The following is a 21297-nucleotide window of genomic DNA, read 5'->3' on the forward strand; positions in this document are numbered from 1 at the left end:
GACCACTCTTATCCAAGCCCTGAGCCCAAGAAAAATTCATTGTTTTGTCGATATCGTTCGTTTTAAAAGAACGATATGAGAGACCTGAATTTCAATCATCTCCGCTATTTCTGGGCTGTGGCGCATGAGGGCAGCCTGACGCGGGCCGCACAGCATATGAATCTGTCGCAGTCAGCTTTGTCTGTGCAGATCCAGAAGCTCGAACATCAGATGGGGCATGCGCTGTTTGAGCGCGTTGGCAAGAAGCTCGTGCTGACAGAGGCCGGGCAGATCGCGCTCGATTATGCCGATACGGTGTTCAAGGCCGGTGACGAATTGATGAGCACGCTCAGTGGCCGCCCGACCTCCAGCCGTCAAGTGCTGCGGGTTGGCGCGCTGACGACACTGTCGCGCAACTTTCAGCTGGAATTCCTGCGCCCGCTGGTCGGTCGCTCCGACGTGGAACTGATCGTGCGGTCCGGCAATATGCGCGATCTCCTGGCACAACTCGAAGCCCATGCCGTCGATGTGGTGCTGGCAAACAGCGCCGCCCCGCGTGATGCACGCTCAATGCTACGCAATCATCTGCTGAACGAGCAGCCGGTCAGCCTGGTTGGCCGCCCCCGGCCTGCTGGGCAGAGTTTCACATTCCCCGACGATCTGCGCACCGAGCCATTGCTACTGCCCAGCCTCGACAGCGATATCCGGGTGGCCTTCGACCGGATTCTCGAAATGGCCGGTATACGGCCCATCATTCTCGCCGAGGTGGACGATATGGCGATGCTGCGCCTTTTGGCACGCGAGCGCGAAGGGCTCACGCTGGTGCCGCCGATCGTCGTGCGCGACGAACTGGAGGCGGGAGTGCTCATCGAACACTGCCGCATTCCAGAAGTCATCGAAAGCTTTTATGCAATCATCCAGAAACGGCGCTTTCCCAATACAATGCTGGCCGAACTGCTGGCCAGCGGCAGGGTATTATGATCGCGGTCTGCACCGGCTATCGCTGCCTTGGGGCCTGTGTCAAAGGTCGATACCGCCAATAAGTTCCAGAATAGCCGGCTTGCTGACGGTGCTCGCGCCGATTTTACCCTTCACCAGGCAGAGTGACTGGCATCCGCTATGGCCTTGTCCTGGCTGATAGACAAATTCCGGTCGCTCGAGCATAGCTGTCAGCACAATGTCGAGATTGATTGCTGGCGCGGTTATATGCGCAACGGCAGGATAACGCTGCCCGGTATCGCTGCTTGTCCAGATGCGATCGTAGTCCACGTGCGCATCGACATTCATCTGCACCCCATCCTCGCGCAAATAGGTCAGGAAGGTCGAACGCTGGTTGGGTTCCATGACATCCCAGAATGAAATCGCGCATTTGTCTGAGGCACCGAACGTCAGTCCCAGCCATGTCCAGTGAGACTGATTGATCTGCTCAGCCTTTTTCGCCTGCTCCTGTGGATCGGCGGCTTCCGACTTGGCCCATTGCCGATCAAACCACACCGATTTCGCATCGACTGGAAACGCGTCGCCATCAATGGTCATCGATCCCTTTGCCTGCATGTTGGGGAAGGCAAATTCATAGGAATCCGAGCCGAGAAAGCGAAGAAGGCCGGTTGTGCCGTTATAGAGTTCCTCTCGCTGCGGCGTCAGCACCACGTCGACGGAGTTCTCTCCCGATCCGAGCTTGAGCTGGAACTGGGACCGGTTCCCCTTCAGCGTGCCGAGGCTGGAATAGACATGGCATTCCGTCGTCGCCGTGCCAACTTTATCCGATGCTGCTTCTGCAGCGACTTGCGGACGCCAGATGCCGTCAGATCCATTCATCAGCAGGAACTCGGTCATGCTGCCCTGCGGGGTGACGCCTTGATGCCATTCGAAACCGACGATCTTGCCCCGACTTTCGAAGGCTGCATTGACATACCAGGATTCCAGAACGGTCGAGGGATGAGAAGCCAGATCCTTGACCGTATCGACAAACAGCGGCGTGCCCGATGTGGAGCGGGCTTTGCCGGTGGCGATGGCCGCACCCAGGCTAGAGGTCGCTGTGAGGCTGAGGGCCCCAAGCGCCAAGCCCCCGCCGAGCACCGCCCGTCTGCGGGCCTTTTGCGACAGAAGGGGAAAATTTGTGTTCAAATCGCTCATTTTGCTATCTTTCAATTTTGCATTTGGCGTGGCTGGCGAATGATTGGGGAGCGAAGGGAGATGCTTTGGTTGTGCTTGTGGAGCAATACCCCCTTAACGGCGTGCGCCGGTTGCGGCGTTACGCAACGGGATCAGCCGCGCCAGTTCCCACCATTTCAATGCGTGTGAAGCCGGTCACGGTTTCTTCGTCGAAGGTGCCGGATATCGTCGCCACGTCCTCGTATTTCGGTTCCGTTGGCGAGACGATTTCCTGCTCTATCATCACAGATGTGACGCACCTCCCCACCGGATCGACCGTCTGCTTGCTGTTTGTGAGTGCGGAGGGAGCCAGGTGTTGACGTTGTTCATCGTTTATGAATTTCGCTATGGGTCTATAGCGAAATTCATAAACCCAATTGCCTCCGCTATCAAGAGCGAGTATCGCGGCGATGCGCATCGATATCGACGGGGCGGTTTTTAAGATGAGTATTGTGTTGAACGCTGACGATTCCAATTCACCGCAGCAAGGCCGCCCACGCGACAAGAACCTTGATGACGCGCTTATTCGCATCACGTTGGAGCTTCTCAGCCAGACGGGTCTTGAGGGTGTGACCATGGCCAAGGTCGGACGGCTGTCCGGTATTCCCGCGACCAGCATTTACAGGCGCTATCCGGATGCAAAGAGCCTGGTCATGGCGGCAATCGAGGATGATCTGGCAAAGCTGCAATTGCATTTGGAAGATCACGGTTCGTTGCGTGCCGACCTGTTCGCGTTTTTGAAAATGCTTGCCGAGGCGCTTAATCCAGAGCGGGCGCGTATGCTTGCGGGCCTGCTATTGCCCATGCACCATGATCCGGAACTGGCTGCTCTGCTTTCCAAGAAACTCGAAGCAATTCGCAACGAAGGATGGCGCGGTGTGATTGATCGGGCGGTGCAAAGGGGAGCATTGCGGGCGCAGGCCCTGGAGGTGGAGCCGCTCGACGATGTGGCGCAAACGATGATTTTCTATCAGGCGGTGGTCAGGCGCATGCCGGCTGACGAGGTTTTCCTCAACCGATTGCTGGATACGGTCTTGATGCCTGCGTTGCAGCGCCTAGGAGATGGCGAGCCAGAAACAAACGTCGGCAGCGCCTGAAAATTGCGGCTCACGAAGGTCGGTCCGTCAGCCGTACATGTTTTTCACGACTCGTTCCGCCTTCGCCTGCATCCTGGATGCGAGGTCCAACGGGAACGAGCCGCATAAATCCGGCGGCCTATATGCACGCCTGGATCGGCAGGATCATTCCCACTCGATTGTATAAATAGTATATAACCAATTGAAATTGCTCGCAAATATTTTGCGGCCACTACGAAATTCCGACGCGTAGGCCGCCAAAAAGTTACGCTTTTGATTTTAAAGGGAAAATCGCCAAAAAAATATTTTTGAGGTTTCGCCAACTATCGGGACCAGTCGGGCGATTTTTGCACTCGCGGCGCCCGGCAACATATCCGACTCGCGTCAAAAAGTACCGTCACTTAATACATATCACGCATCGTGGGCTGGTGCCACCCAGCCGCTGGCGAGCCGCGCACAGCCTAACCCGAACCTTGCTAAAACGCTACTTTCTGGCTATATTACTGGAAATAAGTCAGAGGTTACTATGGGCAGCTCGCAAAAACGCGCCATCCAAAACTATCGATCTCGCCTTAGCGAGCGCGGTCTGGCGCGCTTTGAGGTGCTTGGTCGCGATGCCGACCGCGACCTTATTCGATCATTGGCGCGCCGCCTTGCCGAAGACGGCCCGGATGCCTCTCGCCTCCGCGCGGCTGTCAGCCAGACCATCGCCGGTGAGCCTCCGAAGAAAGGCGGCATCCTTGCCGCACTGCGCCGATCCCCGCTCGTCGAAGCCGATCTCGACCTTAGTCGTCCTCGCGAAGAAGGACGCAAGGTGGAGATCTGATGCGATATCTGCTCGATACCAACATCATCAGCAACGTCACGAAACCGACCCCATCGGAGCCCCTGCTCGTATGGATGGCAAACCAAAACGACGATGACCTTTTCATCGCCTCGCTCACTGTCGCTGAAATTCGCCGTGGCGTGCTTGAGAAGCCAGCAGGCAAGCGACGTGACGAACTCGAAACCTGGTTCATGGGCCCAGACGGTCCACAGATGCTTTTTGCAGGCCGGGTTCTATCGTTTGACGATAAGGCTGGCCTCATATGGGCGCGGCTCATGGCCGACGGCAAAGCCAACGGACGCCCTCGAAGCGCCCTCGACACGATCATCGCCGCCGTTGCCGAAGCCAACGACTGCATCGTCGTGACCGACAACGAAAAAGACTTCTTCGATATCGAGATCGTCAACCCGATCAGGGACGGCGACGGGGGAAAGAAATGACAGGACCAGCCGCAGCGCCGTTAGAATACCAGCTTATCGGTCTAACCGAGAGCGGCGATGTCGGCGATATCCTTTCGGCGCTCGATCAGAAGCAAGGCCGCGTCCGCCTGCAGGCCCTGATCGCAGAATGGCTGCGCATGGAGAACCTAGTTGTCCTCACCGGCTCCGGGACATCGGTCAGTTCCGGTGGCAAGACGATGGCCAATCTCGAAACTGCAGTCTTTGCGACAATCGAAGCGCTTGCCGATCTGCCCGCTTCCGTTACGCCGATCATCACCGCCCGCAAGGCCGATGTCGATTACGCGAACATGATGGACGAACCGGTCATTGGCTTCGAAGGCTGGCTATCCTTCATCGCCAATGCACTCGTCGTCACCGAGTCCACCGATGCGCCGTTCAAAGGTGTTATTTGGCCGATCGCCCCAGGCCCAACCGTCGCCGAGCTTCGATGGTTCGTCGATCGGCTTCGCATGGCGATCTTTGCTGAATGCGCCCTATCCCTACCGGACACTGGAGCCGCCAAAACAGCCGGCGGAATCGCACCACAGCTCGCGTTTCTCTCGAAGCTTGTCGCCCGTGACAGCAATCTCGGTCGGACTCACCTCTTCACGCTGAATTACGACACCCTCTTCGAACAGGCGCTTGAGATCCTCGGCATCCAGTACTTCGACGGCTTCACTGGCCGTGCCGACGCCCGCTTCGATCCGTCGGTCTATGGTCTCGACGTCTACTACCCGGGCGAGGTTGCCGAGGGTCGCGTTCGCCGGTTCGATAAGTTCCTGCACTTCTACAAGCTTCACGGCTCAATCCATTGGTTTGAGCAGGACGGCGAGATGCGCGCTCGGCATCCAAGCCTGGCACCGTTTTGCGCTTACGGAAGCCTCAACACGGCCGACAAAGCCGCGGCTCTGTCGAAGCTGGCCACGGACACGCCCTCGGTTGGCATCCTCCCCACCGCCAACAAGTTCGCCCAGACCCTAACGATGCCCTACGCGCATCTCTTCAGGTCGTTTCAGGTGCGTCTGGGCATTCCGCAAACCTTCCTTCTCGTCCTCGGCTATGGATTTGGCGACGATCATGTCAGTCGCATCATCGAAAACGCACTCATGAATCCGTCGCTGGTTATGCTCGTCGTTGAGCCTAATCCGAAGAGCCCGGTTATCGACCGCATTCGGCGCTATAAGGATTTGGGTAAGCGGGCCTTCGTCCTTTGCCCGACCGACGCCGCTTTCACCGCCGCGGCATTCAAGCATGCGACATTCGACGACTTCGCTAGGTCGGTGATGCCCGACGTCCAGTGGCTCGACGACTTTCTCCGATTGAGGCGCTTCGAAAAGCAAATCGCGTCGTCTTCGACGCCTGCGCCAGATCTGGACCCGGGAGTCTGACATGGACAACCCGCGCCTCGTCGGCCACATCGTTGCAGTTCAGGGCTTCCGTATAAAAGTCGAGCTTCTGCCCGAAACTCGATCGGCGCTTCGGGCGACGCTTGACGGCGTTCAAGTAGCGATCGCTATCAATGCCTATCTGACATTCTCGCTGGGCGCGGGTGAAACTGTCATCGGCATCATCACTGACCTCGAAGCGCGCGAGAGCTTCGATCCCACAAGCGGCGATGATCTCAGCCTCGAATTGATGAAGCCCAGAAGAGTCGCGAGCGTGCAATTGCTGGGGACGATCGAGCGCATCGACAACGAGCCCTCGTTCAGTCCAGGCATTTCAGTGCTGCCCACACTGGACACGCCCGCTGAGATCGGGTCGCCCGAAATCCTTCGCGCCGTCTTCGAGATACCACCGCGCCGGAACCAGCCCGAAGATTACAACGCAAAGGACTTTGATTGCGAGCTGAAGATCGGTCACCCGACGGGTCAATCGAGCAATGTCGTCCGCGCTTCGTACAACGACCTATTCTCTCGGCCGTTGGCCATCGTCGGCAACACCGGCTCCGGCAAGTCCTATTCGGTGTCGAGCCTCATACAAAAAGCGATGAAGGCACTCGACGGCGCTGCTCAGGAGCCGCACATCTTCATACTCGACATCAACGGCGAGTATGAGAAGGCCTTTCCGTCAGGCAAGACGACCGTGCGCCAGCCTGATCGGGTCTACCTAAACGGCGAGGAATTTGGCGTTCCGTTGTGGTTCCTCAACGCCGAGGAAATCTGTGCCTGGCTGAGCGCATCGGAGCAGACCCAAGAGCCCGTGCTCAAGGACTGGTGGGCCATTGCGAAGGGCGGAAGTGCAGATGATGCCGCCAACCTGAATTCCCTTCAGAATGCCATGAGCGCCTTGGATCAGCTTTTGAGCGAACTCACCCGCATCAAGAAGAAGGCGGCTGGCTCCTACTGCGATGCCGCGATCGGCCACCTCGCTGACACCGGGATCGATACCACGGCATTCGAAGCCCTATTCGCGCATCACCGAACGGCCAACGATTACAACACCGAGGTAATGAACAACCAGGCCGCAGTGGCGACGGAAGCGGAAAAGCTGAAAGACGAGATTCGCGAGCAAATCGTCGGAGGCAGTGGTGCCGCCGAAGCTGGAGTCCGCACTGCGGATTCGCCACTTCCGATCGCACGGGCAACATTGACGGATCCATCGTTGATCAATCGGGCGGTCTCCAAGGAAGATACGTTCAGGGTCGATGCGCATCTCACGACCCTGAAGCTCCGGCTGAAAACCAGATTAGATGACAAACGTTGGCGCTCGTTTCTCAACTACGAGGAAGCGGCCGTGGCGATCGCCGACCTCTCGTCCTGGTTCGGCCGCTTCGGTCTCGGCAAGGCGACGGGCCCCAAGGTGTCAGTGCTCGACCTGTCCATGTTGAGCAACGAAGTCCTCCCCTATGCCTGCGCCGTCATTGGCCGCATCTTGCTAGAGGCGCGCGAGCGACTGCCAGCAGCGTCCCGATACAAGCATCCATGGGTTTTGGTCTTAGAAGAAGCGCATAATTATGCCCGGCCAGGTCGTTCGGACGAGGATCGCGGCCATCGTCAAGCGCGTCTGACCTATGAACGTATCGCCAAGGAAGGTCGGAAGTTTGGCCTGTCGCTGATCATCGCCAGCCAGCGACCCAGCGAAATCAGCCAGACTATCATCAGCCAATGCGCCAATTTCATCAGCCATCGGCTGCAGAATCCCGATGATATCGACCACTTCCGTCGCATCATTCCGATGCAAGCACGGCGCCTGCTCGACCAAGTGACAATATTGGCATCCGGCGAAGCCATCGTATTTGGCAGCGCTTTCCATATTCCAGCGCGCGTACAGTTCGACCGCCCCGATCCCGGGCCATATAGCCAAACCGCCGCGCCCTACCACGAGTGGTCAAAGGAAACGAAGCTCTTCCCCTTAGATCATGTCATTGATGCCTGGGGGGTAAACAGCCCGAAACCAGCAGACTGACCCGCGAGCCCTATCTTACTGTTGCGGGAATACACCTTCTTTTGGCGACCACACGGTGATGCCACAGGGGCGATCGCGCCTCGGGTCTGCATACTCACAAGAATCGCAGCCGTGTTGGGGAACGTCAGCGGTCAAAACGCACCAAATTTGCAGTTTTCGGATCATAAACATGGCCCGTGATCGTGCCATCCTTGATGCGACTGACGGCCTCATCAACGGCGAATATCGGAACTAAGAACCACTCCTTGGGCACGATCGGTTGGCCGAAACGATCCTTGATCTCGACATCCAAGCGAGCGGCGCCAAAGACCTTGTGGATCAGCGTTTCGAGCTTAGCGCGGTTAATGTTGTAGAGTTCGTAAGTTGCGACGATCTCGACATCGGCCATGAGGTAGGTTGGATCAAGCCGAGCGTTAGCGATACGCCGCTCGACGCTACCGCCCGTCACGCCGATCTTGTGCAGGATCTCACGGTTGGCTGCGACCAAGGGGTGGTCGGACTTGCTCCGCAACACATAGATCGTGCCGCTGGCCTGATCACCATCGCCAGTCTGGTCATCGAATAACGGGCCGGCGCTGGGCTCGGTAATACGCCGACCAGCCTCATCCTTGTAGAGGGCGCGCTGCAGCGATCGCAATAGCAGGTCGCTCTCGGTGCCATTCGAATAGATCACCCGGAGCCGCGCGTCGGTTTCGCCATTGGGCGCCTTTATCGGCTCACCAACCTCCGCCACATAAGCGGTCTGGCCCCCAAGGATGAAGAATTGCCCGGGCTGAATGTCGGCTTTCAAGAAACCCGCGTCCTTGACAAAAGGTCTTGTGGTCCGCTGCCCGCTCTCAAGATCGACCTGTACCTGCTGAAATAGGGGTTTAAATCTCTCGAAATCCACGCACTTCTCGCGGCTCGCGATTTCTTCGGCCTCGCGCTTCTCTGCACTAGTGCGCACATGGCGCAGCGCGGTGATGTCGGATGAACCGGCCGCGCCCTCCAGTTCGGCGAGCAGTTCGTCCTCATCCATCGAGTCAGCGGGCGGGCCAGACGCCATGGGCGCACCTGTAAGCAGTCCCTGGTGATCAAACTGTGTGAGAAGGGACCGGCACTCTTCCAGCGCGCGCAGTCGGTCGAGCCGCAGGGCGTAGAGCCGTTCAAATATATCGCCATGCTCGCCATGGCGCGGAGCGTGGCCGTTTTTCTCGACAAAGCGCTGAATCTCCTCAAAGCCCGCGATGATGCGCTCCGCCCTGGGCGAACGGCCGCCCTTCTTTTCCGGTTGCGCGAAATCGTCGAGCTCCGCACGCAGTTCATCAAGGTCGAGATCACTCATAGCGGCCCTCATCCTTGAAGCGGACAAACGCGGCGGCACCTTCTGCCAGATGCTTTTCCCAAGCGTCGGTCGAACTGATCGACGGCAGACGCCCGCGCTCCCGCTTGAACTCAACGGCGCGCTTGGCGATCACCTTCGCCTCCTCCGGCGTCAGGGTGGCGCGCTTGGCGGCAATCGCTGCGGCAACCTGCTTCAGGCTCTCCTCGCTCATCGTCTTGGCAAGGATGGCATAGGCTTCCCCGAAGGGATTGATCCGGTCGATCAAGTCGATGTCCAACTCGCGCACGTCCATCGCGAACTTGCGCACGCCATCGACAAAGGCGGTATTCGCACTCTCCTCGCCGAGCGCGCTGCCCGCCGCGACTTCTTTCGCCTTCTGGGTCAGATTCAACGCCGCCACGGCATGCTGGCGGACAGCCTCCTGGTCCTCCGCGTCGAGCTGCGGGAACTTGTCCTTGATGATCTTGCCCATACGCACCTGGGTCAGTTCCTCGGGGACGAGTTCCTCGTCGAAAAGGCCGCGCTCGATCGTGGTCTTATCCTGCACGAAGGCGGCGATCACCTCGTTCAGATCCTCTTGGCAAATCCGCGTCGCTTCCTCGCTCTTGGGCGTCGCCAGGCCTTTGATCTCGATCTGGAACTTGCCGGACTCCTCGTTGAAGCCGACGTTACACTTGTTCGGATCGAAGCCGCCCTCGCCATAGTCGAAGCCCGGCGTCGGCTCATTTTGGGGATTCTTTGGCTTGAACTCGAAGCGGGGCGCAAGCACCTGTTCCATCAGCAAGCTGGCGGCGATGGCCTTCAGAGTGTCGTTGACAGCCTCGGTCACGATGTCATCTGCGGCGGCAGGCTCGGCGATTAGGTTCGAGAAGCGCGCGCGGGTCTTGCCCGGCGCGTCACGGGTGGCGCGGCCGATGATCTGCACAATCTCGGTCAGACTGGAGCGATAACCGACGGTCAGCGCGTGCTCGCACCAGATCCAGTCGAAGCCTTCCTTCGCCATACCGAGCGCTATGATGATGTCGACATGATCGCGGTTATTCTTCTGCGAGGGGTCTTTCAGCGCGGCGGACACGCGGTCGCGCTTGGTGGGATCGTCATCGACCAGATCGGCGATGCGCAGAATCCTGCCTTCCGCCGTCTTCACCAACTGAAAGCCAGTGGCGGGATCGGTTCCCTGCCAGGCACCCAGCTCCTCGATGATGTGCTCGACTTCCTTGATCTTGTCCTTCGTACTTTCGCGCGAATTGACGTTCGGGATGTGGATGATCGTCTTTTCGGCTGGGTTCAGCACTTTTAGAATGTCATCGGCATAGGAGTCCGAATAGAAAAAATAGCCGATGTCGAGCTGCTTCAGGTACTGGTAGCCATTGAGCTGCTCATAATAGGTGTAGGTGACGCTCTCGAACTTGCCTTCGTCCTGCGGCGCCAGCACAGCCTCGGCATCCCCACGGAAATAGGAGCCCGTCATGGCGACGACATGAACGTGGTCGCGCGCGATGAACTCGCCTAAATGCAGGCCGAGCTTGTTGTCGGGATTGGCCGAGACATGGTGGAATTCGTCCACTGCGATCAGCCGGTCGTCGAAGGCCTCGATCCCGAACTTGTCGACAGCGAAACGGAAGGTCGCGTGGGTGCAGACCAGCACCTTGTCATCGCTTTCGAGGAAGGTGCCGAGGGCGTTGACCTTGCCACCATTGTCGTTGCCCGGCGCATCGCAAAGGTTCCACTTCGGCTCGACATGCCAGTCGGACCAGAAGCCATGCTTGCTCAGCGGCTCGTCATGAAAGCTGGAGCCGATGGATTTTTCCGGCACGACGATGATAGCCTGCTTAACGCCCTGATTGGTGAGTTTGTCGAGCGCGATGAACATCAACGCACGGCTTTTGCCCGAGGCTGGCGGTGACTTGATCAGCAGATATTGCTCGCCGCGTTTGTCGAATGCACGTTCCTGCATCTGCCGCATGCCGAACTCGTTGGCCTTGGTCGAGCTGCCGTTGGTGGCGTAGCGAACCGAGACAGAGGGGACTTGTTTTTCGCCTGTCATAAGTCAAGTCCCTCATTCTTGCCGCTAATCTGACGATGCTTTTGAAATTCAGCTAGTTTGTCTTGGAAGAATTTTTCCATATCCCAACCCCAGTCCCAGAACTTCTTGGGGGTATCGGGCAACCTAAATTCGTGCCTCAGATCTTTGACCAAATTCACTGATTCTAAGCCAAGGTGCGCGTAGCCCTCCTGTCGCGCAGAAAACAATTCGTCGTAGTCAGGCGGAAATGAATTTTCTGCAGAGGCAGCAATATATCGATCCGTTTCGCGAGCATCGTTTGGCAAGGACAAGATGCGGTACGTGAGTTTGAAGCTGACGCTTCGCCAATCTATGTCATCTGGAAAGCTCGGTGGCTCCGGTTTGGTGGACTGTGGGACGTAATATTCTTCGCCTTGTTCGGTCCTTCCGGCTGGGCGACCCTCGCATGTTCCATCGTGGGAGACGACAGAAACGCAGCTCTGCGCATATTCATCAAGAACAGCGATGAGCCGAACAGCCGCATATCGGCCATTGCCCTTGCGTTTAAAGTGGTGCGTCAGCCAATCTTTGAAACCGGTGAGTAAGCTGCCGAGGATAACGCCCATAAGTCCGATGATTGCCGCGCTCATGCCGCACCGGCCTTTCGCTTCTTACCGTTCGCGGCTCCAGCGCTCATCTTGGTGTAAAGCTCGAACAGCTTTTCCAAGCGTTCGGTGTCGTTTTTGAACCGGCGGCCTATATAGATACGTTCCAGTACCTCGTCGTTGCGGTCATGTGCCGCGCGCAGGTCGGCGGGCATAGCATCGGGATCGTAGAGGTCGGCGATCGTCGCAGGAAAATGCGCCTCGCGCGCCAGCAGGATGTCCTCGGCGCAGCGGGTCAGGTCGGCCTTGTTCTTCTCGGTAAGCATGGGAACGGGGAAGGTGTTCCAAGCAAGCGTGTTTGTGTATGAGTAACGCCGCTCCAGTCGGCCGCAAACAGTTCCAACCCAAACTATATGTAGCTTTGATGCAAGAATTGCGAATTGAAAGAAATCTCCGTCGTATATTCCATAGGCGCGGTTTGTTATTGTAAAACGATCATCAAGTAAATCGACGGGAAGATAATCTCTCTTCTCGGACGACACTGCGGGCATTGCAATAAGATGATGGCGAGGGGCATTGTTTTCGCGGAAACGATGAGCCGTTGCCGCCATCGCCTTAACAGTCTCGTCTGAGTTTTGGGACCTGAGTGTCCTTACTGCCTCGACTCTCGCGGCGATTTCTGGAATAGCCATTGCGTCCGACAATTGGCCGTCTTCGATCCAAAGGCAGTATTTTGGCTTTCCATCTATGATTTCGCTTGATCCGCTAGCCCTGCGAATGAAGGTCTCACACTCTGGGCTACGCCGAAGGATTGCGTCTCTTTCGGACATGCTCAGGAGCAATTTCCCTCCTTCGTAGGGCATGTTGCCTCTCGGCATTACGTCGACAACGGAAAGGGGGTCATTGCGCTTATCAATAAGTACATCGATGTTCGGCACGAGGTACGGCCCAATGACTGAACAGTCGATAGCGCGTACGCGGCTCCCTTCTTCGTAAAAAAGGCGTGCTCCGCCACTGCTTTTCCGACTTAGACCGACAATTACGACAGTGACGCCTGCATTATTCTGGGCAAGATTTTGCCACTTGAAGTCCGTGTGAGCGAAATGAATGCGGCACTCGTTCTTCAGAATAATCGGCCATAAAAAAATTGCATGCTGGCCTTGACACACTGTGTTAATTGAAACGAACGCCCCATCGCAAGGGCAATACTTGCTATAATCACAAAGCTTCAGAAACCACCCTGAAACGTAATTTAGTGACTTCCAAGATCGTGTAAGAGCAGAAAAAAGCTCTTTTATATCGGCTTTTTGCTCGCTGGTTTGATCATTCGTCCAAACATACGGTGGATTGCCACAAATATACGTCTCTCCGCCGTCGTTCTCGAAGTCGATCTGTGCCTGATTGAGCGGCGTGTGGAACAGATCGTCGGCGTGGTACTTCACGCCGGTTCCCGTGGGCGGGCAAATGCTGAGCCAATCGAGCCGCAGCGCATTGCCACACGTTATCCAATTCTGAGCATCGAGCGGGAGGAAATCGCGTAGTGCCTCCTTCTGGCCTCGATAAAGCACGTCGCACTGATACTCGGCGATGATAAGCGCCAGTCGCGCGATCTCGGCCGGAAAGTCACGCAGTTCGATACCGCGAAAATTCGTCAGTGGAATTTCCGTGCGCCGGTCGGCCTCGTCTCGGCGCTTGTTGACCTCCGCCTCGATGGCCCGCATTTCCTTGTAGGCAATGACAAGGAAATTGCCCGAGCCGCAAGCCGGATCGAACACGCGGATCTTCGACATGCGCTTGCGCAGGTTGAGCAACATGCGCCCGTTGTCGCCAGCCTCTTCCAGCTTCTCGCGCAGATCATCGAGGAAAAGCGGGTTCAGCACTTTCAGGATGTTGGGCACGCTGGTGTAATGCATGCCAAGCGCACCGCGCTCATCGTCGTCCGCCACGGCCTGGATCATCGACCCGAAAATGTCCGGGTTGATCTTCTTCCAGTCGAGGCTTCCGATATGTAGTAGGTAGGACCTCGCGATGCGGCTGAAGCGAGGCACATCCGTGGTTCCGGAAAACAGACCGCCATTCACATAAGGAAAGCGGCTGGCCCAGCGCGGGACCCCGGCGGCGGCATGCGCTTCCGCCTTGGTGTTCATGGCGCGGAACAGTTCGCTGATTACCTCATGGGTGTTCGACGAATCCTTGGCGCTCATTGTTTCGATTGCCGAGGTGAACGCGGCACCGCTATCGAAAATCTCGGTGTCCTCTGCAAAGAAGCAGAAGATCAGCCGCGCCATGAAATGGTTCATGTCATGCCGACGCTGCGCGGTGCCCCATTCGGGGTTGTCCTTCAGCAGCTCGACATAGAGCCGGTTCAGGCGACTGGTCGCGCGGATGTCAAACGAACTTTCGCGGACCTGCTTGACTGTCGTGATGCCCGCCAACGGCAGGAAAAAGCCGAAGTGGTTAGGGAAATCGGCATAAGTGCAGGAGATCGGAGCGTCGTCGGTCGTGAGGTCTTCGGCTTCGAACAGCTCGCCGTCGGTCGCCAGTACGAAGCGCGCCTTCGCCCGCGCCGTCGCCGAGCTTGCCTTCAACGCTTGCAGCGTGTGCGTGACCTCACCTGGCTTGCAGGTAGCGATGTGAATGTTGTTGGTCTGAAGCACGCCGCCTAGATCGGATTTGTTGGAGTCGCCCTTGCGTAGGCGCTTGAGGGTGGTCTCCTTGTTCCCAAACGCCTCGAGGAACGCGTAGGGAAATTCTTCGGCGTCGAACGGCAGCTCCGCGAGCACCGAGATGGCTTCTTCGATTTCAACCGCGTTCATGAGCGCCCTGTTTGTCGTCGGGGGTACCAGCAAACGATTGGACGTCGATGCCGTCGGCCTTGTGCATCGCCTCGGCCAGCTCGTGATCGAGTTGACGGATCAACCACTCGCGGGCCGGCAACCCGAAAGCCTTCTCCAATCGGATTGCCATTTCAGGGGAGACGCCTGATCGCCCGTTCAGCAGGTTGCTGAGGGTCTGCCGATCCACGCCGAGAACGCGCGCTGCGTCGGTCACGCTCAGCCCGTGCTTTTCGAGGCATTCCTGCCGAACTACTAATCCTGGATGCATCGCCCAACCGATTCGCTCGAACCCTACCACGGAACCCTATAGTGATAATCGACACTCGACAATTGCCCACGCAGGATCTGGATCATCTTGTCCACGTAGTATTCGAGGTGACCAAGGCGCTCAGAGAAGTGACCGCATCCACCTTAGGGCCGCGCCTAACGACATCTCGGCAGATCACCCAGGCAGCGTTGGCAATCGCGACGCCGCGTTTGCGCTATCACATGGACGCCATGACAAATGCTGTCATGGTTCGCCGACGCCGATCCCTATGGCCCACCACAAAAAATCGTGCACCCGAGACTTCGATGCCCGCGACCTGGACATCAATCCTAGCAAGGTGAAAACGCCTGTTTTCCGTTGACGTGCCGGTCTAGTGTCGCAGAAAACGCCTGCGCCTCTTGCCAGAAGGGCATGGGAGCGGGTTTGATACCAAGAATTGCTGCCGATCTGCGGGCCATAGCTTATCCGGTCGAAAGTAAATATCTCCAATCTGGGGCTGGAGGGGGCTCATGGCAGGCGAAGAACACGTTTCCGTTGCAGTAAGAGACGACTTTCTGGCACGGCAAACCAAGGCGAAGCCAATACCAGCTCTAGCGGAGCTCTTGTGGAACAGCCTCGATGGCGATGCCACCGATGTCTCAGTGGAATTCGTATACGAAGACTTGGCTGGCGGGATGTCCAAGATCGTCGTCTATGACAATGGCGACGGGTTCTCACGAAACGACGCGCGGGCTCTTTTCGGCAATCTCGGTGGCTCGTGGAAACGCCATATCCGCCAGACGAAGCGCAATCATCGTATGATTCATGGGCAAGAAGGACGCGGCCGCTACAAGGCATTTGCTCTCGGCCAGTCCGCCACTTGGAAGGTGTGTTACGACGAACCGTCCGGCCGTAAGGCATTTGAGGTCAAGCTGCTCGAAGCTGATCTCACGGACGTCACCATCACCGAGGAAGCGCCAGCGCCAAGCCGCTCGACAGGGGTCATCGTAGAGATCAATGATCTCCGGCGCGATTTCAGAACCTTCGAGAGCGACGAAGGCGTTCAGGACATGAACGAGATTTTCGCGCTCTATCTCATGAATTATCGGGGTGTATCCATCTCGATTGCCGACCAGAGACTCGATCCCGCAAAGGCGATCGCCAGCCACCATAAGGTTTCGCTGCCGCCGATCGAAACCGCGGAAGGTGCCCGGCACAGCGTTGAGCTGGAAGTTATTGAATGGCGAACCGATGCACGCCGCGTACTATATCTCTGCTCCGCAAGCGGATTTCCGTTCGATCAGGTCGAGACCCGGTTTCACGTGCCCGGCTTCTCTTTCTCCGCCTACTTGAAATCCACCTACGTCGAGGAGCTTCACAACGAGGAGCGGGTTGCCCTCTCGGAAATGGATCCTCTGCTCACCGCGGCAGTCGAAAACGCACGATCAGCGATTAAAGATTATTTCCGAGAAAAGGCCGCAGAAAAGGCTCGGTCGCTCGTCGACGAATGGATCGCCGAGGATGTCTACCCATACCGAGGCGAGCCGCAAAACGCCGTCGAAAAAGTTGAGCGTCAAGTCTTTGATATCGTCGCAGTTCAGGTTCAGGAGCTGGCGCCGGACCTCGCGATCAGCTCTGCAAAGACCAAAGCTCTGCACCTTCGTATGCTTCGGAGCGCAATCGAGCGCGGACCCGAAGAGCTGCAACTGATCTTGAAGGAAGTGCTAGATCTACCTGCGCGCAAACAGAAAGAACTCGCCACACTCCTGCAAGAGACGACACTTTCAGCAATCATCACCGCCGCGAAAACAGTTGCCGATCGGCTCAAGTTCATATCTGCCCTAGAGTCGATTGTATTTGATCCTGAAACCAAAGGTCGACTGAAAGAACGAACCCAACTTCACAAGATACTTGCCGAGAATACGTGGATTTTCGGAGAAGAGTATAATTTGTGGGTGAGCGACAAGGACCTCCGTCGCGTCCTTGAAAAGCATCGCGATTATCTCGATCCGGACATCTCGATCGACGAGCCAGTCAAGGTGATCGGCAAGGCGCGTGGGATCATCGATCTGATGTTCTCTCGCTCCACCCGGCGGCATCGTGCCAACGACATCGAACACATGATCGTCGAGCTCAAAGCTCCTAGGGTGAAGATCGGGGCCAAGGAAATCACGCAGGCAAAACAATATGCAATCGCCGTCACGTCGGATGAGCGGTTCTCGACCGTCGATGGGGTCCGCTGGCATTTCTGGCTCGTTTCGAACGCCTACGACGATTTCGCCAAGCACGAAATTGAAAGCGGACCCGATCGCGAAAGGCGTCTGATCGCGAAAGGGCCAAGACATATTGTGGGAATCAAGACGTGGGGTGAATTGATCGAGGACAATCGCGCTCGACTGCAGTTCTTCCAGGAGCATTTGCAACATTCCGCCGATGAAGGCACCGCGATCAAGTATCTGCAGGAAAAGCACAGCCAATACCTGGAGGGTGTCATTGTGGAGGAACCCGATGAGAGCAATGGGGATGAGCCCGCGACTTGTGCCTCGGAGAATCCAGAGCAGCCTGCCCACCCATCTGCTCCGCCTGCAGCCCCCAGCGGCGAGCGTCCGCACTGACAGTGACGACGCGAGATTGATTGAAGGCAGTCGCGTGCCCGCTGAAAGGGCAAGACAGGAGACAGGGCATGCTCACGCTTGAAATCTTCGATGACGGCGGTGTTTTCCGTCATGGCGATGGTTATGAACAGATCGTCGAGGAACTGGATGACGCGCTTGATCAGCGCGACGGCGGGACGCTCGCGCCTGCAAAGTACCTCAAGACGCTGAAGGCGCTGGTCGATCGTCACCCCCACTTCATCGATGGCTATGCCCACTTGGGCAATGCACTCATGGAAGAAGGCAAGCCCAAGCTCGCACTGCAAGCCTGCCTTCATGGTCTGGACGTCGGTGAGCGCGCGATCCCCGCCAGCTACGCGGGTTCGATCGAATGGGGCTTGCTGGAAAATCGCCCCTTTCTGCGCGCGGCGCATGGCGTTGTCCTTTCGCAGCTCCGGCTTGGCCAACGCAAGGATGCTCTACGGCTGATGGAGAGGATGCTTGCCTGGAACCCGAACGACAATCAGGGCATCCGCTACCTGATTGGTCCGGAATATCTACGCGCCGGTGAAACGGCAAAGGCCGAGCGCTTTTTCACGGATGAAGCCCCACACTACCCGCCTTATCACTATGAGCATGCCCTGCTGCACCTGAAGGCCGGTGACCCCATCTCTGCCGCGACTAGGCTACGCCATGGTTTTGTCGCGAACGGCTATATCGCCGAGATGTTGTCCGGGACCCCCGAGCCGGCGGCGCTTGCGATCTGGCACGGCTCGAACCTTGCCGAACCGGAGACCGCTCGCGACTATCTGAACCAGTGCGGCGACCTATGGCAGCGAACACCGGATGCTGTCGCCTTTGTACGCTGGCTGCACACGCATCCCAAAGTTCTCGCCGAAAGAGCCGCGGTCCTCGAATGCCAGGAGGCGCTGTTGTGGGAGCACGACTTTGAAAAACGGCAGGCGTTGGGCTTGAAAGAGGAGGCAGCACGCGCGCGGATCGACGATGTCCTTTCGGCGGAGATCGTTCGGAAGAAGGCCGACCGCCATGGGCGACCGATAGAACCATGGCGATATCAACGCACGCGTTTTTGAAGCCTTGATTACGGTGCCCCGATTCATGGTTCTCGGGTTCGTCCCCGTAACCATCTAAGCGGCGCGACGTTTTTTATGAGGCGGATCGGTGATCGGAAAAAATCATATCTGATCGATAATGTTCAATAGTTGGCCAAATATGACTTAAAGACTGCGCGCCATTTGCATCTCATCACCGACGAAAGCAGCCTCATAGTCCCGCGCCGGCGCGCCAGAGACGCCAACCTGTCTGAAGGCCTCCCGCCATCCGTCCGAAACGCGCTGCGCCATTGTCCGGATCATCTCCTGTGCCTCGGCGTCGGGGATCTCGAAAAACGCGCAGGCTTCCAGTGCGAGGTTGATAGACCGATCATGGGCTCCGCCCTCTAGGATCGCGGTCTCGAGATGCGGGTTGCGATCCGGCGCCGGATTGACGTCGAACACCGGCGATAACCGCCACCGACCCGCCCCGACATAGAGGAAGCCATGGTTCTTCAGGTGATCGTCCTTGTTTGACACGAGGATCGTAAAAATCAGACGCCTGTAAAGCTCGCGGAAATCGTCAGAGGGATCGGGTGAACAAGACCGCATGAAATCGACGATCTCTGTATAGGAACCCAGTTCTGCGCCCGTCTTGCCGAGCGCGGTACGCGCGGAGATGTAGGGAATCCGTGCGGACCCGCGCCGGTCGAACCGTTTGATCAGCGCCACCGGAAACGGCGTGTCGGCCAACTCCAACCGTGTCTCGGGCGTGCGGATACCGCAGGCGGCCGCCAAGCGCAGCGTCGCGACCTCGACGCGCTCGATCGGCTGCTGATCGTGGACCGAGGTGAACTTCGCCAGCCATAGTGTATCGCCGTCTCTGACATTGGCTTTGGGGCGCGCGCCGCCGGAGCCGCCGGCACCAGCCAGGGCCTGCAACTCTTCGGGCGTGATTTCCTTGCCTTGCTCATAGGCTCGCGCGATCGCCGTGATGGTTTCGAGATCGACCACACGCGGAACGGCGTCGGCCGCCTTTCCGCGAATAACTTCCCCCTTGTCATCCAGAAAGCGCAACGCGCCTTGCCGGCAGGTATCGTCGGAAAGCGTCAGATACTCGAATTCGTTGAGACCATTGCCATAGGCGCGTTCGAGCAGCCTGCGCCCCCAACTGTCCGGCGCCGCATCGGCGAAAACGCCCGCCAACGCGTCGCGCATGTTGCCGAGCTGTCCTGACGTATGGAATGGGCCAGCCTCAAGAGGGAAATCAGGCTGTATGGCGAAGGAGCGCGGGTTTTCGATCCATTCTGGACCATAGGCGAAAGTAGAGAACTGCCGCGGCCCGGCATGGGTAAATCGCAATTGGCCCACCGATGTCCGGCCTTCGCCAAGCGCGACATGGGCGACGAAATCGGCCATCAGAAGGAAGCCCCGTCAGGGTCCACAACGTCCTGCCGATCCTGCGTCTCCTCCGTCTGAGCTTTCTGCTTTTTCAGCCTTGCCGCGAAGGAGCGGCCCCTGCGCGGTCCGTGCTCCGCTGCCAGCGCCAGCCCCAGATCGTCCTTGCGGATATCGACCAGGTCAGCGAGCCGCTCCAGAAGGCCTAGCACAACGAGAACGTCGGCAAGCGTTCCGATGGCAACGCCCGGATCACCCCGTTCAAGTCGGGCGATGGAACTTGGCGAGGTACCCGCACGCACGGCGAGATCCGCCACGGCAATACCACGCCGCAGCCGCGCGTGGCGGATATCCTGGCCCAGCCGTTCCAGTGCTGGCTTCGCCTTAGGAGAGCCCATCTCAATCATCCATATATGATGTAAAACGCTGATAAACCGATCATATATGACCAATTAGTTCCAAGGTCAAGAATTTCAGTTGGTGCCTCCAAGAACACCATCGCCTCGTTTTGCAGATCTGCGACAGGCGGGGCGCGAACTGATGCGCCGATATTCTCGATTTCCTTAGCCATTGGCGGTCAGCGCCTCGAGATAGGGCCGAATGACCGTGGCGACCGTTCCTCGTTCAGCTTGGCTGGCAATCTCGCTTGGCGTCGTCTTGCGCTGACGCAGCGCTTCCTGCAGGCCTTCGATCGCCACGGACAGGCCGATCTTGTTCCGATATCGGAAGCAATCGGCAATCGTCTTTGCGACACAGAAAACCTTCACGGGCACCCTCTCGACAGGGTGGGTCTCAACCCCCTCCGTCAGGAGACGATCTGTGAAACGCACCAGCCGAATGGGCGTGCCTTCGGGTCTCGGGGTCCAGTCCTTCTGCCCCACGGCGAGCCAAACCTGCCTCGGCAGTTGATCGGTCAGCCCGTGGAACGCCAGGGCCGAAACGAGGCAAACCACGCCCTTGGGGGCCCGCTTGGCGACCTCTGCAAGACTGTGGTGGATGTCGAGGGGCGCGTCGGAAAGCTGATAGAGCCCGCGCGCGAGTCGAAGCACCTCGCCGTCACGTTCCATGCGGCTCATGGTGGCGGCTGTTACGCCCGCCTCGCGCAGCTCTGCCAGGCGCGACATTCCGCGCGCGGTCAGCACGGTATAAGCAATCTGGCGTTGGGACATGGATGACGGCACGATACGGAAACCCGGAACATAGGACTTACTGTCCGAGGATTTGTATCATTTTCGCATGGTGAAGAAAGGTGCGAGGTAAGAGGCTGCCGTTTTACGAAACGCGTTCGCCTCAAACGGACTTGAGCAAACAGCGACGATTGATCTTCGGATCGCCTTCTGCATCCACACCGGGAG

Annotated in this window: 19 protein-coding genes; 8 read left to right on the top strand and 11 right to left on the bottom strand. The window is 57.8% G+C overall.

All coding sequences use genetic code 11. From position 1 onward, the window contains the following. Positions 1 to 75: 75 nt before the first annotated feature. The gene (locus ASB66_RS05855; protein WP_060719300.1) at positions 76 to 960 is read left to right on the top strand and encodes a LysR family transcriptional regulator; all 885 of its coding nucleotides are present in this window, start codon (positions 76 to 78) and stop codon (positions 958 to 960) included. A 39-nt stretch (positions 961 to 999) separates the two neighbouring features. Here ASB66_RS05855 and ASB66_RS05860 read toward each other — a convergent pair whose 3' ends face one another. Both ASB66_RS05860 and ASB66_RS26560 read right to left on the bottom strand, forming a co-directional pair. Continuing rightward, positions 1000 to 2115: a lipocalin-like domain-containing protein gene (locus ASB66_RS05860; RefSeq protein WP_060719299.1), complete on the bottom strand. Its 1116-nt coding sequence runs from the start codon at positions 2113 to 2115 to the stop codon at positions 1000 to 1002. 118 nt (positions 2116 to 2233) lie between these two features. Next, complete coding sequence (locus tag ASB66_RS26560; RefSeq protein WP_174084556.1) at positions 2234 to 2377, bottom strand: hypothetical protein; 144 nt, start codon at positions 2375 to 2377, stop codon at positions 2234 to 2236. Between the two features lie 199 nt (positions 2378 to 2576). Between ASB66_RS26560 and ASB66_RS05865 the strand changes: the two genes are divergently transcribed. The 5 genes from ASB66_RS05865 (at position 2577) to ASB66_RS05885 (ending at position 7880) form a co-directional block, all read left to right on the top strand. Further along, the gene (locus tag ASB66_RS05865) at positions 2577 to 3230 is read left to right on the top strand and encodes a TetR/AcrR family transcriptional regulator (RefSeq protein ID WP_060719468.1); all 654 of its coding nucleotides are present in this window, start codon (positions 2577 to 2579) and stop codon (positions 3228 to 3230) included. Positions 3231 to 3735: 505 nt separating this feature from the next. Further along, positions 3736 to 4035: a hypothetical protein gene (locus ASB66_RS05870; protein ID WP_060719297.1), complete on the top strand. Its 300-nt coding sequence runs from the start codon at positions 3736 to 3738 to the stop codon at positions 4033 to 4035. After that, positions 4032 to 4475 carry a PIN domain-containing protein gene (locus tag ASB66_RS05875; RefSeq protein ID WP_060719296.1) on the top strand — a complete coding sequence of 148 codons (444 nt, stop codon included), beginning with the start codon at positions 4032 to 4034 and terminating at the stop codon, positions 4473 to 4475. Before ASB66_RS05870 ends, ASB66_RS05875 begins: the two co-directional genes overlap by 4 nt. Then, a complete protein-coding gene (locus ASB66_RS05880; protein ID WP_060719295.1) occupies positions 4472 to 5863 on the top strand; it encodes an SIR2 family protein in 1392 nt (463 codons plus the stop codon). The genes ASB66_RS05875 and ASB66_RS05880 overlap by 4 nt, the downstream gene beginning before the upstream one ends. A 1-nt stretch (position 5864) precedes the next feature. Further along, on the top strand, positions 5865 to 7880 hold the full coding sequence (locus ASB66_RS05885; RefSeq protein WP_060719294.1) for an ATP-binding protein: 2016 nt from the start codon (positions 5865 to 5867) through the stop codon (positions 7878 to 7880). Between the two features lie 124 nt (positions 7881 to 8004). On the opposite strand, the gene ASB66_RS05890 is transcribed toward ASB66_RS05885, so the two are convergent. Genes ASB66_RS05890 through ASB66_RS05910 form a run of 5 tightly spaced genes read right to left on the bottom strand, consistent with a single transcriptional unit; the run spans position 8005 to position 14919 of the window. Beyond that, positions 8005 to 9204, bottom strand: coding sequence for a GIY-YIG nuclease family protein (locus ASB66_RS05890; RefSeq protein ID WP_060719293.1), 1200 nt, complete (start codon positions 9202 to 9204; stop codon positions 8005 to 8007). Next, entirely contained in the window at positions 9197 to 11251 is a 2055-nt protein-coding gene (locus ASB66_RS05895; RefSeq protein WP_060719292.1) for a DEAD/DEAH box helicase, read from the bottom strand. Before ASB66_RS05895 ends, ASB66_RS05890 begins: the two co-directional genes overlap by 8 nt. Next, on the bottom strand, positions 11248 to 11859 hold the full coding sequence (locus ASB66_RS05900; protein ID WP_060719291.1) for a hypothetical protein: 612 nt from the start codon (positions 11857 to 11859) through the stop codon (positions 11248 to 11250). The genes ASB66_RS05895 and ASB66_RS05900 overlap by 4 nt, the downstream gene beginning before the upstream one ends. Continuing rightward, positions 11856 to 14630 carry a class I SAM-dependent DNA methyltransferase gene (locus tag ASB66_RS05905; RefSeq protein ID WP_060719290.1) on the bottom strand — a complete coding sequence of 925 codons (2775 nt, stop codon included), beginning with the start codon at positions 14628 to 14630 and terminating at the stop codon, positions 11856 to 11858. Before ASB66_RS05905 ends, ASB66_RS05900 begins: the two co-directional genes overlap by 4 nt. Beyond that, the gene (locus ASB66_RS05910; protein WP_156545141.1) at positions 14617 to 14919 is read right to left on the bottom strand and encodes a HigA family addiction module antitoxin; all 303 of its coding nucleotides are present in this window, start codon (positions 14917 to 14919) and stop codon (positions 14617 to 14619) included. Before ASB66_RS05910 ends, ASB66_RS05905 begins: the two co-directional genes overlap by 14 nt. Before the next feature lie 509 nt (positions 14920 to 15428). Here ASB66_RS05910 and ASB66_RS05915 point away from each other — a divergent pair. Both ASB66_RS05915 and ASB66_RS05920 read left to right on the top strand, forming a co-directional pair. Further along, positions 15429 to 17513 carry an ATP-binding protein gene (locus ASB66_RS05915; RefSeq protein WP_081089134.1) on the top strand — a complete coding sequence of 695 codons (2085 nt, stop codon included), beginning with the start codon at positions 15429 to 15431 and terminating at the stop codon, positions 17511 to 17513. Between the two features lie 68 nt (positions 17514 to 17581). Next, on the top strand, positions 17582 to 18586 hold the full coding sequence (locus ASB66_RS05920) for a tetratricopeptide repeat protein (RefSeq protein ID WP_060719289.1): 1005 nt from the start codon (positions 17582 to 17584) through the stop codon (positions 18584 to 18586). A 144-nt stretch (positions 18587 to 18730) separates the two neighbouring features. Here the strand turns inward: ASB66_RS05920 and ASB66_RS05925 are convergent, their stop codons facing one another. The 4 genes from ASB66_RS05925 to ASB66_RS05935 are packed head-to-tail and all read right to left on the bottom strand — an operon-like array spanning position 18731 to position 21111. Continuing rightward, on the bottom strand, positions 18731 to 19963 hold the full coding sequence (locus tag ASB66_RS05925) for a type II toxin-antitoxin system HipA family toxin (RefSeq protein WP_060719288.1): 1233 nt from the start codon (positions 19961 to 19963) through the stop codon (positions 18731 to 18733). Further along, positions 19963 to 20340, bottom strand: a complete 378-nt coding sequence (locus ASB66_RS05930; RefSeq protein ID WP_060719466.1) for a helix-turn-helix domain-containing protein — start codon at positions 20338 to 20340, stop codon at positions 19963 to 19965. Before ASB66_RS05930 ends, ASB66_RS05925 begins: the two co-directional genes overlap by 1 nt. Positions 20341 to 20345: 5 nt before the next feature. Beyond that, on the bottom strand, positions 20346 to 20513 hold the full coding sequence (locus ASB66_RS26170; protein WP_156545142.1) for a hypothetical protein: 168 nt from the start codon (positions 20511 to 20513) through the stop codon (positions 20346 to 20348). Next, positions 20506 to 21111 carry a type IV toxin-antitoxin system AbiEi family antitoxin domain-containing protein gene (locus tag ASB66_RS05935; RefSeq protein WP_156545143.1) on the bottom strand — a complete coding sequence of 202 codons (606 nt, stop codon included), beginning with the start codon at positions 21109 to 21111 and terminating at the stop codon, positions 20506 to 20508. Before ASB66_RS05935 ends, ASB66_RS26170 begins: the two co-directional genes overlap by 8 nt. Between the last annotated feature and the right edge of the window lie 186 nt (positions 21112 to 21297).

Origin of the sequence: Gillisella vitis (assembly GCF_001541345.2) — a bacterium.
GTDB classification, from domain to species: domain Bacteria; phylum Pseudomonadota; class Alphaproteobacteria; order Rhizobiales; family Rhizobiaceae; genus Allorhizobium; species Allorhizobium vitis.